The 15003-nt window shown below is 71.8% G+C and carries 15 protein-coding genes; 11 read left to right on the top strand and 4 right to left on the bottom strand.

What is annotated here, in order from left to right; translation table 11 throughout:
• Positions 1 to 88: 88 nt before the first annotated feature.
• A complete protein-coding gene (locus tag ACIBVP_RS17565; protein ID WP_396107167.1) occupies positions 89 to 589 on the bottom strand; it encodes a hypothetical protein in 501 nt (166 codons plus the stop codon).
• 124 nt (positions 590 to 713) lie between these two features.
• Between ACIBVP_RS17565 and ACIBVP_RS17560 the strand changes: the two genes are divergently transcribed.
• The 5 genes from ACIBVP_RS17560 (at position 714) to ACIBVP_RS17540 (ending at position 7744) form a co-directional block, all read left to right on the top strand.
• A complete protein-coding gene (locus ACIBVP_RS17560; RefSeq protein ID WP_396107374.1) occupies positions 714 to 1439 on the top strand; it encodes a response regulator transcription factor in 726 nt (241 codons plus the stop codon).
• Positions 1417 to 2883: a sensor histidine kinase gene (locus ACIBVP_RS17555; RefSeq protein WP_396107166.1), complete on the top strand. Its 1467-nt coding sequence runs from the start codon at positions 1417 to 1419 to the stop codon at positions 2881 to 2883. Before ACIBVP_RS17560 ends, ACIBVP_RS17555 begins: the two co-directional genes overlap by 23 nt.
• 39 nt (positions 2884 to 2922) lie before the next feature.
• The gene (locus ACIBVP_RS17550; RefSeq protein ID WP_396107165.1) at positions 2923 to 4653 is read left to right on the top strand and encodes an ArnT family glycosyltransferase; all 1731 of its coding nucleotides are present in this window, start codon (positions 2923 to 2925) and stop codon (positions 4651 to 4653) included.
• A 65-nt stretch (positions 4654 to 4718) separates the two neighbouring features.
• The gene (locus tag ACIBVP_RS17545) at positions 4719 to 5948 is read left to right on the top strand and encodes a glycosyltransferase (protein WP_396107373.1); all 1230 of its coding nucleotides are present in this window, start codon (positions 4719 to 4721) and stop codon (positions 5946 to 5948) included.
• Positions 5945 to 7744, top strand: coding sequence for a glycosyltransferase family 39 protein (locus tag ACIBVP_RS17540; RefSeq protein WP_396107164.1), 1800 nt, complete (start codon positions 5945 to 5947; stop codon positions 7742 to 7744). Before ACIBVP_RS17545 ends, ACIBVP_RS17540 begins: the two co-directional genes overlap by 4 nt.
• Positions 7745 to 7757: 13 nt before the next feature.
• Here ACIBVP_RS17540 and ACIBVP_RS17535 read toward each other — a convergent pair whose 3' ends face one another.
• Entirely contained in the window at positions 7758 to 9146 is a 1389-nt protein-coding gene (locus ACIBVP_RS17535) for an MFS transporter (protein ID WP_396107163.1), read from the bottom strand.
• A gap of 80 nt (positions 9147 to 9226) precedes the next feature.
• Here ACIBVP_RS17535 and ACIBVP_RS17530 point away from each other — a divergent pair, with 80 nt between their 5' ends.
• The 3 genes from ACIBVP_RS17530 to ACIBVP_RS17520 all read left to right on the top strand — a co-directional run bounded on the left by ACIBVP_RS17530 (position 9227) and on the right by ACIBVP_RS17520 (position 11186).
• Entirely contained in the window at positions 9227 to 9661 is a 435-nt protein-coding gene (locus tag ACIBVP_RS17530) for a MarR family winged helix-turn-helix transcriptional regulator (RefSeq protein ID WP_396107162.1), read from the top strand.
• Between the two features lie 131 nt (positions 9662 to 9792).
• Positions 9793 to 10431, top strand: a complete 639-nt coding sequence (locus tag ACIBVP_RS17525; protein ID WP_396107161.1) for a TetR/AcrR family transcriptional regulator — start codon at positions 9793 to 9795, stop codon at positions 10429 to 10431.
• Positions 10428 to 11186 (top strand): sugar isomerase domain-containing protein, encoded by a 759-nt coding sequence (locus ACIBVP_RS17520; RefSeq protein WP_396107160.1) that lies wholly within the window; start codon positions 10428 to 10430, stop codon positions 11184 to 11186. Before ACIBVP_RS17525 ends, ACIBVP_RS17520 begins: the two co-directional genes overlap by 4 nt.
• 125 nt (positions 11187 to 11311) lie before the next feature.
• Here the strand turns inward: ACIBVP_RS17520 and ACIBVP_RS17515 are convergent, their stop codons facing one another.
• Together ACIBVP_RS17515 and ACIBVP_RS17510 are read right to left on the bottom strand one after the other, a co-directional pair.
• The gene (locus tag ACIBVP_RS17515) at positions 11312 to 12244 is read right to left on the bottom strand and encodes a TIGR01777 family oxidoreductase (protein WP_396107159.1); all 933 of its coding nucleotides are present in this window, start codon (positions 12242 to 12244) and stop codon (positions 11312 to 11314) included.
• Between the two features lie 72 nt (positions 12245 to 12316).
• Positions 12317 to 12781, bottom strand: coding sequence for a cupin domain-containing protein (locus tag ACIBVP_RS17510; protein ID WP_396107158.1), 465 nt, complete (start codon positions 12779 to 12781; stop codon positions 12317 to 12319).
• Here ACIBVP_RS17510 and ACIBVP_RS17505 point away from each other — a divergent pair.
• Genes ACIBVP_RS17505 through ACIBVP_RS17495 form a run of 3 tightly spaced genes read left to right on the top strand, consistent with a single transcriptional unit; the run spans position 12780 to position 14988 of the window.
• A complete protein-coding gene (locus tag ACIBVP_RS17505; protein ID WP_396107157.1) occupies positions 12780 to 13829 on the top strand; it encodes a dihydrofolate reductase family protein in 1050 nt (349 codons plus the stop codon). The genes ACIBVP_RS17510 and ACIBVP_RS17505 overlap by 2 nt on opposite strands.
• Positions 13830 to 13885: 56 nt before the next feature.
• Positions 13886 to 14212, top strand: coding sequence for a PadR family transcriptional regulator (locus tag ACIBVP_RS17500; protein WP_396107156.1), 327 nt, complete (start codon positions 13886 to 13888; stop codon positions 14210 to 14212).
• Complete coding sequence (locus ACIBVP_RS17495) at positions 14209 to 14988, top strand: DUF1700 domain-containing protein (RefSeq protein WP_396107155.1); 780 nt, start codon at positions 14209 to 14211, stop codon at positions 14986 to 14988. The genes ACIBVP_RS17500 and ACIBVP_RS17495 overlap by 4 nt, the downstream gene beginning before the upstream one ends.
• Positions 14989 to 15003 lie beyond the last annotated feature (15 nt).

Genomic DNA, 15003 nt, shown 5'->3' with positions numbered 1-15003 from the left:
GCGGGCTTGCGGCCCGGCCCTGCGCGCCCGAGCCGCGCTTGTCGCAGGGCCGGAACAACCAGGTCGGCCACGGGGGCGGCGGCGACGGTCAGTTGCCGTTCGGGGGGCCGCCGTTGCCGTTGCGGCGTTGGGGCATCATGCCCATCTCCATGACGGACTCGGCCGTGGTGGTCGAGCCTTCCGTGGTGGCGATGATCGTGACGTCGTCGCCCTTGGCCACGTCGCCGCCCATCTGGGTCTCGTCGTCGATGGTGTAGGTCTTCGTGTAGCCGTCCTCGCTCTTCGCGGTGATCGAGTCGTCCGTGATCTCGGTGACCTCGCCCGTCTGGAACTCGCCGTGCTGGGTGCCGGAGTCGCCGCCCAGGGGGCCGCCGACGAACACCGGGCCTGCCGCGCCGCCGCGGCCGCCGGGGCCACCGGCCTGGTCGGTGGAGCCGCTCGCCGCGTAGATCGCCACGCCGCCGGCTGCGGCGATGCCCACGGCGATCGCCACCGTGACCGCGATGCGTTTCGCCGTCCACCGGTTGCCGGGCTGGGCAGGGGGTGGCGGAGCGCCCCACTGGGGCGCGTCAGTCTGTTCCGTACTCATGCACAACACAGTCGGGGTAGTACCTGTGTGTGAGCTGTGCTCGCTGTGGGCGACCGCTGTGACCTCCCCGGGCACAGGGAATCCACAGGTTTCCCTCAGCGGCACCACACCCCGCGCGGTGACGATGATGCCCATGCGGAGTGAGCTGCGACGACCGGACGGTCAGCCCGTCCGGGTCCTGGTGGTCGACGACGAGGCCACGCTGGCCGAGCTCGTCTCGATGGCCCTGCGCCTGGAGGGCTGGGACATCCGCAGCGCCCCCGACGGCCTCACCGCCGTCCGCGTGGCCCGGGAGTTCCGGCCGGACGCGGTCGTCCTGGACGTCATGCTGCCCGACATCGACGGGCTCGAGGTGCTGCGCCGCCTGCGGGCCGACCTGCCGACGCTGCCCGTCCTGTTCCTCACCGCCAAGGACGCCGTCGAGGACCGCATCGCGGGGCTCACCGCGGGCGGCGACGACTACGTCACGAAGCCGTTCAGCCTGGAGGAGGTCACCCTCCGGCTGCGTGCGCTGCTCCGCCGCACCGGTGTGACCGAGGCGAGCGCGGGCGCGTCGCTGGTCGTCGGGGACCTCACCCTCGACGAGGACAGCCGCGAGGTGCACCGCGGGGGCGAGCCGGTCGACCTGACCGCCACCGAGTTCGAGCTGCTGCGCTACCTGATGCGCAACCCGCGCCGGGTGCTGTCCAAGGCGCAGATCCTCGACCGGGTGTGGCACTACGACTTCGGCGGTCAGGCCAACATCGTCGAGCTGTACATCTCCTACCTGCGGAAGAAGATCGACGCGGGCCGGACGCCGATGATCCACACGATGCGGGGCGCGGGCTATGTCCTCAAGCCGGCGAGCTGAACCGGGCGTGGCGGGCTGGTCGCTGCGCCGTCGCCTCATCTTCGAGCAGATCGTGCTGCTCGCGCTGGTGTGCGTGGTCATCGTCGCCATCTCGGAGATCGCTCTCCGCGCGTTCCTGGTCGACCAGCTCGACGAACGCCTGGACGACTCGAGCCGGCGGTTCGCGGTCTACCTCGGCGTGCCGGGCGGTCCGCCGGGTGGCGCGGCGCCCGCGGGCGCGCCGGGGCAGGCCGCGGGCACGCTCAACGCCCTGTACGTCGGTGACTCCGGACGGGGCGCGCTGCAGACCGACACCGACACCGCCCAGCTGCTGTCCGGGACCGAGCTCGCCGACCTCATGGCGGTCCCGGTCGACGGCGAGCCCCACACCAGGACCATCGGTGACCTCGGCGAGTTCCGGCTGGTCGCGGACGAGCGGCCGCGCGGCGAGATCAGCGTCACCGGCCTGCCGATGTCCCAGGTCGACGACGTCATGCTGAGCGTCGGCCTGTTCATCGGCGGGGTGGCCCTCGCCGGGCTGCTGGCGGCGGCGGTCGCGGGCGCGTTCATCGTTCGGAGAGCGCTCTATCCGCTGGAACGGGTCGCGGCCACGGCCAGCCGCGTCGCCGAGCTGCCGCTCGACCGGGGCGAGGTGGAACTGGCCGAACGGGTGCCGAAGCGGTACACCGACCCCGGCACCGAGGTCGGGCGGGTCGGGCTCGCGTTCAACCGGATGCTGGGCAACGTGCGGGACGCGCTCACCGCACGGCAGGAGAGCGAGACCCGCGTCCGCCAGTTCGTCGCCGACGCGAGCCACGAGCTGCGGACCCCGCTCGCCGCCGTGCGCGGCTACGCCGAGCTGATCCGCCGCCGCGACGACGACGTGGCACCCGAGGTGGCGCACGCGCTCGGGCGCGTCGAGTCCGAGTCGGCACGGATGACGGCCCTCGTGGAGGACCTGCTCCTGCTGGCGCGCCTGGACTCGGGGCGGCCGCTGGAACACCACGACGTCGACCTGTCCCGCCTGGTCGTCGACGTGGTCAGCGACGCGCAGGTCGCCGGCCGCGAGCACACCTGGCGCCTCACGGTGTCACCGGACCCGGTCGTGGTGCCGGGTGACGGCGCGCGCCTGCACCAGGTGGTGGCGAACCTGCTCTCCAACGCCCGCACGCACACCCCACCGGGCACGACCGTCACCATTGGACTGTCCACAACAGACGAATGGGCGACGCTGACGGTCGCCGACGACGGCCCCGGCATCCCCGCGGACCTGCGGCCGGTGGTGTTCGAACGGTTCGCCCGCGGTGACTCGTCGCGCTCCCGCGCCGCGGGCAGCACGGGGCTGGGGCTGGCGATCGTGGCCGCGGTCGTGCAGGCGCACCACGGGTACGTGTCGGTCGAGAGCCGCCCCGGGTGCACGCGGTTCACCGTGGGAGTGCCACGCACAGCCCGCGCACAGGATTGACCAAGGCGGCACCCAGCCCGGCTCGACAGGTTGGGTGCCATGATCACACCGGCTCCTCCCCTGCGCCGCACGGCTTTCCGGCCCGCACTTCCCGTACTGCTCACCGCCACCGGTGTGCTGTACCTGTGGGGCCTGGGTGCCTCCGGCTGGGCCAACGCGTACTACTCGGCCGCCGCGCAGGCCGGTGCCATGAGCTGGAAAGCGCTCTTCTTCGCGGCGACCGACGCGCCGGGCGGGATCACCGTCGACAAGACACCCGCCTCCGTGTGGGTGATGGGCCTGTCGGCACGGATCTTCGGCGTGCACTCGTGGAGCATCCTGGTGCCGCAGGCGCTGATGGGCGTCGCGACCGTGTGGCTGCTGTACGCGACGGTGCGGCGGGTGGCGGGCGAGGCGGGCGCGTTGCTCGCCGGGGTGGTGCTCGCGCTGACACCGGTCGCGGTGCTGATGTTCCGGTTCAACAACCCGGACGCGTTGCTCGTGCTGCTGCTGACGGCGGGCGCGTACGCGACCGTGCGCGCCGTCGAGGACGGCCGGATGCGGTGGCTCGTGCTCGCGGGCGCGTGCGTCGGGTTCGGGTTCCTCACGAAGATGTCGCAGGCGTTCCTCGTGCTGCCCGCGTTCGGGTTGGCGTGGCTGGCCGGGGCACGACGCCAACGTGTGCTGGGCCTGGTCGTGGCGGCCGGTGCGACCGTGGTGAGCGCGGGCTGGTGGGTGCTGCTGGTGTCGTTGTGGCCCGCCGCCGACCGGCCGTACATCGGCGGGTCGCAGCACAACTCCGTGCTGGAACTGGCGTTCGGCTACAACGGGTTCGACCGGCTCACCGGTGACGAGGTCGGCAGGGTCGGCGGGGGCGGCCCCGGCGGCACGTGGGGGCGGCTGTTCGGTGCGGAGATGGCGGGCGGGATCGCGTGGCTGCTGCCCGCGGCCGTGGTGCTGCTGGCCGGCGGGCTGTGGGCGACGTGGCCACGAGGGGGACCGCGTGGTCCGATGTGGACGGCGCTGCTGCTGTGGGGCGGATGGCTGGTCGTCACCGCGGCGGTGTTCAGCCTCATGGACGGGATCATCCACGCCTACTACCCGGTGGCGCTCGCCCCGGCGGTCGCGGGAGCGATCGGCGTCGGTGCGATCGCCTTGTGGCGCACGGGTTTCACCGGGATCGCGGTGCTGTCCGGCGCGGTGGCGCTGACCGCGCTGGAGACGTACCTGCTGCTCGGGTCCCCGGTGCTGCTGGTGCTCGGGCTCGCGGCGGCCGCGTCGCTGCCGGCGGCGCCGCGGAAGCCGGCCGTCGCGGCGCTGGCGGTGGTGGTGGCACTGGCCGGGCCAGCCGCGTACTCGCTGCGGACGGCGGCGGCCACGCATTCCGGCGCGCTGCCGTCGGCGGGTCCGTCGGCGGGGAACTTCGGCGGCGGCATGGGCGGCCTGCTCGACGCACCGACACCCGGGGCGGACCTCGTGGCGTTGCTCCGGGACGGCGACCACACGTGGGCCGCGGCGACCGTCGGCTCGAACAACGCCGCCGGATACCAGCTGGCGTCCGGGAAACCGGTGCTCGCGGTGGGCGGCTTCAACGGCACGGACCCGGCGCCGACCCTCGCCCGGTTCCAGGACATGGTCCGCGACGGACGGATCCACTGGTTCATCGGCGACGGCGCGATGTCGTCGACGGCGACCGGCGGCAGCGACGCCGGCAGGCAGATCGCCGAGTGGGTGGCCGACAACCACGAGGCCCAGCAGGTCTCCGGTGTCACGGTCTACGACCTGACATGACTCACACAGCGGGCACACAGGCGTGCCACACGGTCAACCAAGCCACGGACCCGAACGTGGTCACCATGACGCTGACCGTGCCCAACCCCACCGAACGGGGCGCCATCGAACCCGATGGCGAGACCCCGGTGCTCGACGTCGTCGTCCCGGTGTTCAACGAGGAACGGGACCTCGCCCCCTGCGTCCGCGGGCTGCACGAGCACCTGTCGACCGGGTTCCCCTACCGCTTCCGGATCACGATCGCCAACAACGCGAGCACCGACGGCACCGAGGCCGTCGCGAGAGCGCTCTCCGAGGAGTTCCCCGAGGTCACGGCCGTGCACCTCGCCCAGAAGGGCCGTGGGAAAGCGCTCCACCACGTGTGGTCGGCGAGCGACGCCGCGATCCTCGCCTACCTGGACGTCGACCTGTCCACCGACCTGAGAGCGCTCTCCCCGCTGGTCGCACCGCTGCTGTCGGGCCACTCCGACCTCGCGATCGGGTCCCGGCTCGCGCGTGGCGCCCGGGTGGTGCGCGGGCCGAAGCGGGAGCTGATCTCCCGGGGCTACAACCTGCTGCTGCGTGGCGCGCTCGCGACCCGGTTCTCCGACGCGCAGTGCGGGTTCAAGGCGATCCGCGCGGACGTGGCGGCGAAGCTCCTGCCGCACGTGGCGGACACCGGCTGGTTCTTCGACACCGAGCTGCTGGTGCTGGCCGAGCGGACCGGGCTGCGCATCCACGAGGTGCCGGTCGACTGGGTGGACGACCCGGACAGCCGCGTGGACATCGTCGCCACCGCGATCGCCGACGTGAAGGGGATCGCCCGCCTGGCACGGGGTTTCGCCACCGGCCGCATCCCGGTGGCGCAGCTGCGGGAACAGCTCGGCAGGGACGCGCCACCGAGCAGTCTGCTGCGGCAGCTGGTGCGGTTCGCCGCCGTCGGCGTTCTGTCCACTGTGACCTATCTGGTCCTGTACTCGTCGCTGCGCACCGGTTTGGGCGCGCAGGGCGCGAACTTCGTCGCCCTCGGCGTGACCGCGGTCGGCAACACGGCCGCCAACCGGCGGTACACGTTCGGGGTGCGCGGGCGCGCCGGTGCCGCCCGCCACCAGTTCGAGGGCCTGATCGTGTTCTGCCTCGGCCTGGGCCTGACGTCCGGGTCGCTCGCCGTGCTGCACGGGCTCACCGCGCCCGGCCGCGGGCTGGAGCTGGCCGTGCTCGTCGTCGCCAACCTCGCGGCCACCGTGCTGCGGTTCCTGCTGCTCCGCGGCTGGGTGTTCCACCCGCGCCGCCTGACCGAGAAGAGTGCCTCGTGATCACCACCGCCGCACCCGTCACCGCCGCCGCGCCGTCGCCACCGGCTCGGAGAGCGCTCTCCTGGGGGCTGGCGGCGCTCCTGGCGGGCACCGCGCTGCTGTACCTGTGGAACCTGACCGCGACCGGCTGGGGGAACAGCTACTACGCGGGCGCGATCCAGGCTGGCGCGCAGAGCTGGAAGGCGTGGCTCTTCGGCGCGACCGACGTGGGCAGCGTGGTCACCGTCGACAAACCACCGGCGGCGATGTGGCTCCCCGGCCTGTTCGCGCGGGTCTTCGGGGTGTCGAGCTGGACGGTGCTGGTGCCGCAGGCGCTCATGGGCGTGGCGGCGGTGTGGCTGCTGTACGCGACGGTGCGCCGGACGTCGGGGGTCGCGGCGGGCCTGCTCGCGGGCGCCGGGCTCGCGCTGACCCCGGTCGCGGCGCTGATGTTCCGGTACGACCAGCCGGACGCGCTGCTGACGTTGCTGCTGGTCGCGGGCGCGTACTGCACGGTGCGCGCGGTGGAGAAGGCCAGTCCGGCCTGGTTGGCGCTGGCCGGGGTGACCGTCGGGTTCGCGTTCCTCACGAAGATGCTCCAGGGCTTCCTGACGCTGCCCGCGCTGACGCTCGCGTACCTGGTCGCGGCCCCGACCTCGCTGTGGCGGCGTGTCGGGCACCTCGCGCTGGGCCTGGTCTCGGTGGTCGTGTCCACGGGCTGGTACGTCGCGCTGGTGGCGGTGTGGCCGACCGACTCGCGGCCGTACATCGCGGGGTCGACGGACGACAGCGTGCTGGAGCTGGCGCTCGGCTACAACGGGCTGGGCCGGATCTTCGGCGGTGACGGCAATCCGGGCGGTGCCGGCGGCATGGGCGGCGCGAACGTCGGTTTCGGTGGCGAGAGCGGGCTGGGCCGGATGTTCGGGTCGGCGTTCGGCGTCGAGGTGTCGTGGCTGCTGCCCGCCGCGCTGGTCGGTCTGGTGGCGGGCCTGTGGTTCACCCGCCGCGCCCCGCGCACCGACCGGACACGTGCCGCGCTGCTGCTGTGGGGCGGCTGGACGGTCGTCACGGGGCTCGTGTTCAGCCTGATGAGCGGCATCGTCCACCCGTACTACGCGGTGGCGCTCGCACCCGGCGTGGTCGCCGTGGCGGCGATCGCGGGACGGGAGCTGTGGCGGGGGCGCGCGCACCCACCGGCCCGGTTCGTGCTGGCGGGGATGGTCGCGGTGACCGGCGTGTGGACGTTCATCCTGCTGGACCGGTCGCCGGAGTGGCTGCCGTGGCTGCGCTGGGTGGTCCTGGCGGCGGCGGTGATCGTGGCGACCGCGCTGGCCGTGGGCATGCCGGCCAGGGCGCTGGGGGTGGTGGCCGTGGTCACGGCGTTGCTGGGCACGGGCGCGTTCACGGTGGCGACGGCGGCGGAGGCCCACTCCGGATCGATTCCGCTGTCCGGCCCGGTGAGCACGGACGGTGACCAGATGGGCAGGATCGGGCCCGGTGTGTCGACTGAGCTGGCCGAGCTGCTGGCGGCCACGGACACCACGTGGGCCGCCGCGGCGACCGGTGGCCCGGAGTCGGCGGACCTGGCCCTGGCCAGCGGCAGGTCGGTGATCGGGATCGGCGGCTGGAACGGCGGCGACCCGGCCCCGACGCTGGCCGAGTTCCAGCGGTTCGTCGAGAACGGGGAGATCTCGTACTACGTCGGCGGCGGCCGGATGGGCCGGCCCGGCGGCAGCGACGACATCGCCGAGTGGGTCGCGGACAACTTCGAGTCGCGGACGATCGACGGACAGACCGTGTACGACCTGCGCGGCTGAAGGGGGAGGGCCGTCACCAGTTGCCGCGGTGGTCCGGGATCGTGAAGATCAGCGGGACCGCGGCCAGCATCAGCACCGACAGGACGACGAAACCGTGCGCCTGCGCCATGGCCGGGCTCGCGCTGTTGGCGGCGACGGCGGTCATCACCGACACCGCGATGATCGACCCGCTCTGCCGGAACATCCCGCGCAACCCGGCGATCGACGCGATCTGGTCCGGCGCCAGCTGCAGCCCGGCGTTGTTCGACGCCGGCACGGACACGCCCATGCCGACCCCGGTGATTCCCGCCGCCATCATCAGCCACAGGTACCCGTTGGTGTTCGGCGGCGGGAACGCCATCAGCACGAACCCCAGCATGATCAACGCGAAGCCGACGGTCATCGGGATGCGACTGCCCAGCCTGCGCAGCGTCAGCACGGCCAGCGCCGCCACGAGGATCACCCCCGCGCCGCGCGCCGTCAGCACCGTCCCGGCGGCGAGCGGGTCGAGGTGGAAGCGTTCCTCCGCGTACAGCGGCACCAGCGCACCGAAGCCGATCGCGGCGCCGCCGAACAGCAGGTTCAGCACGTTCATGGCGCCGAACCCCCTGCCACGCAACAACGTCATCGGGATGAACGGGGCGCGGGCGCGGACGGTGTGCCGCACGAACACGTACGCGAGCACCACCCCGGACACGACGGGCACCAGGAACCACGGGCTGACCAGGCCTCGATCGAGGTTCGTCAGGCCGTACATCGTGGTCAGCATCAGCGCCGCCAGCAGCACGAGGCCGCGCACGTCCATGCGGTCGGCTGGCTTGCGGGCGGTCTCCCCGATCAGCCGCCAGCCGAGGAACAGCAGCACCAGGCCGATGGGCACGTTGACGAAGAAGATCGTCCGCCACGACGAGTACGTCACGAACACGCCGCCGAGGATCGGGCCCAGGATGCCGCCGATCGGGAAGATCGACGTGAACATGCCGACGGCGCGGTCGCGGGCCGGGCCGTAGTGGTCGGCGATGATGCCGGTGGCGGACGGCATGAACGCCCCGCCGCCCAGTGCCTGCACCGCGCGCAGGGCGACCAGCACGTAGATGTTGTTGGCGAAACCGCAGGCCAGGGACGCGAGCGTGAAGACGACCACCGCGGTGAGGAAGACCTTCTTGCGACCGAAGTGATCACCGAGCTTGCCCGCCATGGGCATCGCGATGATCTGGCCAAGCGAGTAGATGGTGATCGTCCAGCCGCTCCACGTCAGCTCCGCGCCCAGGTCGGACTGGATCGCGTTCAGCCCGGTCGCGACGATGGTCTGGTCCATCGAGGCCATGAACAGGGCGATCGCCACGACGGCGAAGACCACGTGCCGCCGTGGCGACGGTTGCAGGGGGATGTCCGCCGGTGCCGTTACTCCTATGCTTCGCATCCCCATAACAGGGGATAATAGTTGCTTGCCAGCAAGCAACCAAGTGTTTGTGACCAACCAGACCTACGGGGAGTCGGTAAGTGGATGCCGAGAACGTGACCCGCCTGCGCCGGGTCATCGGCCGGCTGGCACGGCTGCTCAACGCCGCGCCGGTCAGCGAGAACCTCACGCCCACGCAGGCGTCCGTGCTCGGCATCGTCGCGCACCGCGGCCCGATCGGGATGACCGAGGTGGCCGACATCGAGGGCCTCAACCCGACGATGCTGTCGCGCGTGGTGGCCAAGCTCGTCGACGACGGGTTCGTGACCAGGCAGCCGGACCCCGCCGACCAGCGCGCGATCCAGCTCGGGGCCACCGACGCCGGCCACGAGGTGCACCAGCGGATCATCAAGTCACGCACGGAGACCGTGGCGCGCATCCTCGACGGGCTGTCCCCCGATGTCACGGAAGCCCTGCTGGACGCCTTGCCCGCACTGGAAGCGCTCGCCGAGGGTCTCCGGACGACGAAGCAGTGAAACGGCGGACCGGCGCACGTTACGGGCTTGCCTGAACGTATTTTGCTTGGTTGACCTCGTTGTCTCGCCTCGTCGCCAGCCAGTAGCCTGACCGGTGGCAGTGAGGCGGGCACGAGGACGAGGGGAAGCGGATGCCGCGGACCGATGCGGTGACACGGCGGACCTACGGCGGGCGAACGGCCGCGGTCCGGCGTGCCGAGCGGCGCGAACGCCTGATGGCGGCCGGACTGCAACTGTTCGGTACCGAGGGCTATGCCAGCGCGTCGATCGAGAAGCTGTGCACCCACGCCGGGGTGTCCACGCGCAACTTCTACGAGGAGTTCCACTCCCGCGAGGACCTGTTGATCGCCTTGCACTCGAAGGCGAACGAGCACTCGTACCGCGCGGTCAACGCGGCCTTCGCCGACGCGGCGGACGCAGCGCTCGCGGAACGCTTCGAGCTCGCCGTGCGGACGTTCGTCAGCAACATGGCGAGCGACCCGCGCTGGGCACGGCTCGCGTACGTCGAGATGTACGGCGTCAGCGACAAGGTGGAGAAGCACCGCCTCGCGTGGCGCAAGCGCTGGTGGGACTTCATGGTCGCCGAGGCGGACCGCGCCGTGCTGCGCGGCGAGGCGAAACCCCGTGACTTCACCATGCCCGCACTGGCCGTGATCGCGTCGGTCAACGAACTGGTCTACCACTACGCCGTCAACCGGGGAAGGATCACCTTGGAAGAGGTCATCACGGAGGTCGTCCGGATCGCGGTCGCGGCGGTGACGGCCGCATGACCGTGTCCGCCACCGTATCCGCCACCGCGTCCGCCACCGCCCTGCTGGAGCGCCTGACCGAGGTCGCCAGGACGGACGTGCGGCCCGCGGCCGAACTGCTCGCGAGCGCCGTGCGGAACAACGGGGTGATCCAGGCCTTCGGCACCGGCCACTCCCAGGGCACCGCGCTGGAGATCGCCGGCCGCGCGGGCGGTCTCGTGCCCACGAACCGCATCGCCCTGTCGGACCTGGTGCAGTTCGGCGGCGAGGACCCGTCGATCCTGGCCGACCCGATGCTCGAGCGCCGCGGTGACGTCGTGTCGCGCCTGTACGAGCTGGCGGCGCCGCAGCCGCAGGACGTGTTCGTGATCGCGTCCAGCTCCGGGGTCAACTCGTCGGTCGTGGAGATGGCGCACACGGTGACGTCGAAGGGCCACAAGCTGGTCGTGATCACCTCGCTGCGGCACAGCAGCCAGGTCCCGGCGCTGCACGAGTCGGGGAAGCGGTTGTCCGACTTCGCGGACGTGACGCTGGACAACGGCGCCCCCTTCGGCGACACGCTGCTTCCGTTGCCGGACGGGACTTTCGTGGGCGGTGTGTCGTCGCTGACCGCGGGCCTGCTCGCACAGATGCTGGTGGCGGAGACCGTTCGCCTGCTGATCGACTCGGGTGTCGAGCCGCCGGTGTACGTGTCGAACAACGTCCCGGGCGGCTACGACCGGAACGTCAAGCTGGAAGCGCTGTACGAGGGCCGAATCCGCCGCACGGCGAGCTAGTGTCGGCGACGCTCAGACGCGGCGCGATCGCCGCGCCCGCACCGACCGGATGACCGCGGTCTTCGAGCAGCTCCAGAACACGTTGCGGGACCAGGCGGGGCCGGGGACCGACCGGGCGCGGCTCGTCAACGACCTGCTGGTCGAGGCGGGCTGACCAGGTCCCGGACCGCCTCCGGCCACGTCGGGTAGGCGAACGTGAAGCCGGCGTCCAGGAGGCGGCGCGGAACCACGCGGCGGCTCTTCAGCAGCAGTTCGGTGTCCGAGCGGACCGCCCACGCGCCCACCTCGGCCATCCACGCCGTCGCGGGCAGGCCGAACGGGACACCGCACGTGGCACGCAGCGCGCGCATGAAGTCCCGCTGTGGCAACGGGTTCGGCGCCGCCAGGTTGACCGGCCCCGCCAGGTCGTGCGCGATGAGGAACTCGACCGCGCGGACGAGGTCCGACTCGTGCAGCCAGGAGACGTACTGAGCACCGCCCGCCACCGGGCCGCCGAGGCCCGTGCGCGCCATCAGGCGCAGCGCCGTGAACGCGCCACCCTTCTCCCCGCTCATCACGATCGCCGTGCGCAGGGCGACCTTGCGCGTCGCCGGGGTGTCGGCCGCGGTCTGGGCCGCCTCCCACCTCTTCGCGATCTCGACGCTGTACGCCCAGTAGCCGGGCACGTCCGGCTCCTCGCCACCGATGACGCCGGTCACCTCGTCGTTCGCGGCGTCGACGCGGTGGGCGTAGATCGTGGCGGTGCTCATCTGCAGCCACACCGCGGGTGGACGGGCGGCCGCGGCGATCGCCGCGCCGACGACCCGCGCCGAGTCGACCCGGGACGCCATCATCTCCCGCAGGTTCGCGGGCGTGTAGCGGCAGTTCACGCTCCGGCCCGCGAGGTTGACCACCGCGTCGGCGCCGTCGATCTCGGCGGCCCACGGACCGAGCGTCCTGCCGTCCCACCGGACGCCGCTCCCCCTGCCGAGCGCGACCACCTCGTGCCCCGCGTTCCTCAGCGCACGGCTGAGGAACGTGCCGATGTGGCCCGAACCGCCGGGTATCACGATCTTCATGGCGACCTCGTTTTTGAACGTGTTCGAAAACGAGGGTACAGCCGTCCCGGACGGTTCGGCGCCGCCTGTGGGCTACACCATGTACTGGTCGTGGCGCGCGAGGAACTCCGTGCGTTCCTCCGGCGTCAGCTGGCGGCCGCTGAGCGCGATCTCGGCCGACTCGAGGAAGTACTTCTCCCTCGGCGCCCCCGGCGCGAAGAGGATGAGCATCGACGCGGGCTCGTCCGTGTCGTTGCGGAACGCGTGGATGCCGTTCTCCGGGACGTACAGGAAGTCACCCTTCACGGCGTTGACCCAGCGTTCGCCGTCGTACAGGCGGACCGTGCCGTCGAGCACGTAGAAGCTCTCGGAGAACGTCTTGTGGTAGTGCGCGCCGGGCCCGCCCGCCTGCGGCGCCATGTCCCACTGGAAGAGTCCGAAGTGGCCGTCGGTGAGCGCACCCGTGGCGAGGAAGCGCGAGGTCGTTTTGGGGCCTTCGAGCTCCGGCGGGGTGTCCGACGACCTGTAGACAGCGTTGACCTCACCTGTGAACGACATGTCTGGGATGATAGGCGACACCATGTATGTGCTGCTCAGCTGCGCGATCTCGCTCGACGGCCACCTCGACGACAACTCCGCCGAGCGGCTCGTGCTCTCCAACGCCGCCGACCTCGACCGGGTCGACGCCGAGCGCGCGGGGGTCGACGCGATCCTCGTCGGCGCGGGCACGATCCGGAACGACAACCCGCGGCTCTCGGTCCGCTCTCCTGCCCGCCGGGCCGCGCGGAAGGCGGCCGGGAAGCCCGCGACACCGCTGAAAGTCGTGCTGTCGAACGGCGACGTGCCCGCGGACGCCGCGTTCCGCGCCGACGGCGAGTCGCTGGTCACGCACGGGTCCGTCGCCGAGGTCCTGGCACAGCTGGAAGAACGCGGCGTCGAACGGCTCATGGTCGAGGGCGGCGGGCGCGTGCTGACCGAGTTCCTCACCGCGGGCGCCGCCGACGAGCTGCAACTCGTCATCGCGCCGTTCTTCGTCGGGGACGCCACCGCGCCCCGCTTCGTCCACGATGGACGGTTCCCCTGGTCCAAGGACCACCGGGCGACGCTCGCGTCCGTCGAACGCATCGGGAACGTGGTGCTGCACCGGTACCTGCTCGGCGAGTCCGCTGTGGACGGTCACTGGCTCGCGCGCGCGGTCGAGCTGTCCAGGAACTGCCCGCCGTCCACCGCGGCGTTCAGCGTCGGCGCGGTGATCGTGGACGCGGCGGGCGAGGAGATCGCGTGGGGGTACTCCCGCGAGACCGACGACACCGTGCACGCCGAGGAGTCCGCGCTCGCCAAGCTCGCGGGCGACGACCCGCGCCTGCCGGGCGCCACCATTTACAGCTCGCTGGAACCGTGCAGCACCCGCAGGTCCCGGCCCCGCTCGTGCACGCGGCTGATCCTCGACGCGGGCATCCCGCGCGTGGTCTTCACCTACCGCGAGCCGTCGACGTTCGTGGTCGGCGAGGGCGCGGAGCAGCTCGCGGCGGCCGGGGTCACCGTCGTCGAGCGTCCCGAACTGGCCGACGAGGTCCGTGAGATCAACCGGCGGCAACTGGGATAGCCCACTACTGCGCATTGCGTGGTAGTGTCCGAGCCACACTACTGGGGTGAGGGCACATGGAGATCAGCCAACTGCTCAAAGGCGTACTCGACCTCGCCGTGCTCGCCGTGCTGAGCGACGAGGACGGCTACGGGTACGACGTGGTCCGCAGGCTGCGCCAGGCGGGTCTGGACGAGGTCGGCGACGCGTCCGTGTACGGCACGCTGCGCCGCCTCTACAACGCGGGCGCGCTCACCTCCTACGTGCGCCCGAGCGAGGAAGGCCCGCACCGGAAGTACTACGCGCTCAACGAGGTCGGCAGGCAACAGCTCGCCGACGGGACCAAGACCTGGCGCGGGTTCGCGAACACCATGACGGATCTGCTGGAAGGAGACATGGCGTGAGCACCACAACGAACACCGAGGTCGCGGCCTACCTGGACCGGTTGCGGCGCGAGCTGGCGGGCCTTCCGGCGGACGAGATCGAGGAGATCCTCCAGGATCTCGAACCGCAGCTGGCCGCGATCGCCGCCGGACTCGACGACGAACCGGTCTCGCTGGCCGACCGGCTCGGCGACCCCGCCGAGTACGCCAGGGAACTCCGCAGCGCCATGGGCGTCCCGGAGGAGCCGGCGCGGCCGACGCCGGTGTGGGTGCCCCGTGTCGCGTTGTGGCTGCTCGTGGCCACCACGGTCACGGCGGTCGCGGGCGCCTACCTCACGGCCCGGATGTTCGCGAACGACCCGCGACCCGTGTTGTGGCTGTTCGCCATCGGGCTGGTCGGGTGCTGGCTGGCCATCGGCTGGCGCCGGTCCACGATCGGTGAGATCGCCGAACTGCCCGAGGTCCGGCAGGTGACGGCACGACTGGCGGCCGCGGAGCAGCACCTGCCGGTCGCCGCCTTCGTGACGTCGCTGCGGCCAGGATTGCGCCTGGTCAAGGCCGCGTTCGTGTGGCTGGGAGTGGTATGGCTGCTCGGGTGGTTCGGCTTGCTGGGTGCGGGTGGGGCGACGACCGCCTTCGCGGCCGCGGTGCTCACGGTGTGGGCCGGCTACCGGGCGCAGGCCGACCGGCGGTGGCTGTGGCTCAGCGTCCCGCTCACCGGATGGGCGGTCGGCGCGGCGGTCAAGGTGATGGAGTTCCTGCCGCGGCTGACGATGGGCGACTACGCGTGGCTGTGATTGGTTAGAAGCTGT

It is taken from the genome of Actinophytocola sp. NPDC049390 (assembly GCF_044466355.1).
Lineage (GTDB): Bacteria > Actinomycetota > Actinomycetes > Mycobacteriales > Pseudonocardiaceae > Actinophytocola.
The sequence above is the reverse complement of the archived record's forward strand: the minus strand, read 5'-3'. Positions and strand labels throughout refer to the sequence as shown.

Excerpts from the sequence above, each read along its gene's own strand:
- ACIBVP_RS17545 (WP_396107373.1), top strand. The coding sequence starts at position 4,719 with ATGACGCTGACCGTGCCCAACCCCACCGAACGGGGCGCCATCGAACCC.
- ACIBVP_RS17555 (WP_396107166.1), top strand. The coding sequence starts at position 1,417 with ATGTCCTCAAGCCGGCGAGCTGAACCGGGCGTGGCGGGCTGGTCGCTG.
- ACIBVP_RS17560 (WP_396107374.1), top strand. The coding sequence starts at position 714 with ATGATGCCCATGCGGAGTGAGCTGCGACGACCGGACGGTCAGCCCGTC.
- ACIBVP_RS17525 (WP_396107161.1), top strand. The coding sequence starts at position 9,793 with ATGCCGCGGACCGATGCGGTGACACGGCGGACCTACGGCGGGCGAACG.
- ACIBVP_RS17505 (WP_396107157.1), top strand. The coding sequence starts at position 12,780 with ATGTCTGGGATGATAGGCGACACCATGTATGTGCTGCTCAGCTGCGCG.
- ACIBVP_RS17510 (WP_396107158.1), bottom strand. The coding sequence starts at position 12,781 with ATGTCGTTCACAGGTGAGGTCAACGCTGTCTACAGGTCGTCGGACACC.
- ACIBVP_RS17520 (WP_396107160.1), top strand. The coding sequence starts at position 10,428 with ATGACCGTGTCCGCCACCGTATCCGCCACCGCGTCCGCCACCGCCCTG.
- ACIBVP_RS17535 (WP_396107163.1), bottom strand. The coding sequence starts at position 9,146 with ATGCGAAGCATAGGAGTAACGGCACCGGCGGACATCCCCCTGCAACCG.
- ACIBVP_RS17500 (WP_396107156.1), top strand. The coding sequence starts at position 13,886 with ATGGAGATCAGCCAACTGCTCAAAGGCGTACTCGACCTCGCCGTGCTC.
- ACIBVP_RS17550 (WP_396107165.1), top strand. The coding sequence starts at position 2,923 with ATGATCACACCGGCTCCTCCCCTGCGCCGCACGGCTTTCCGGCCCGCA.
- ACIBVP_RS17515 (WP_396107159.1), bottom strand. The coding sequence starts at position 12,244 with ATGAAGATCGTGATACCCGGCGGTTCGGGCCACATCGGCACGTTCCTC.
- ACIBVP_RS17565 (WP_396107167.1), bottom strand. The coding sequence starts at position 589 with ATGAGTACGGAACAGACTGACGCGCCCCAGTGGGGCGCTCCGCCACCC.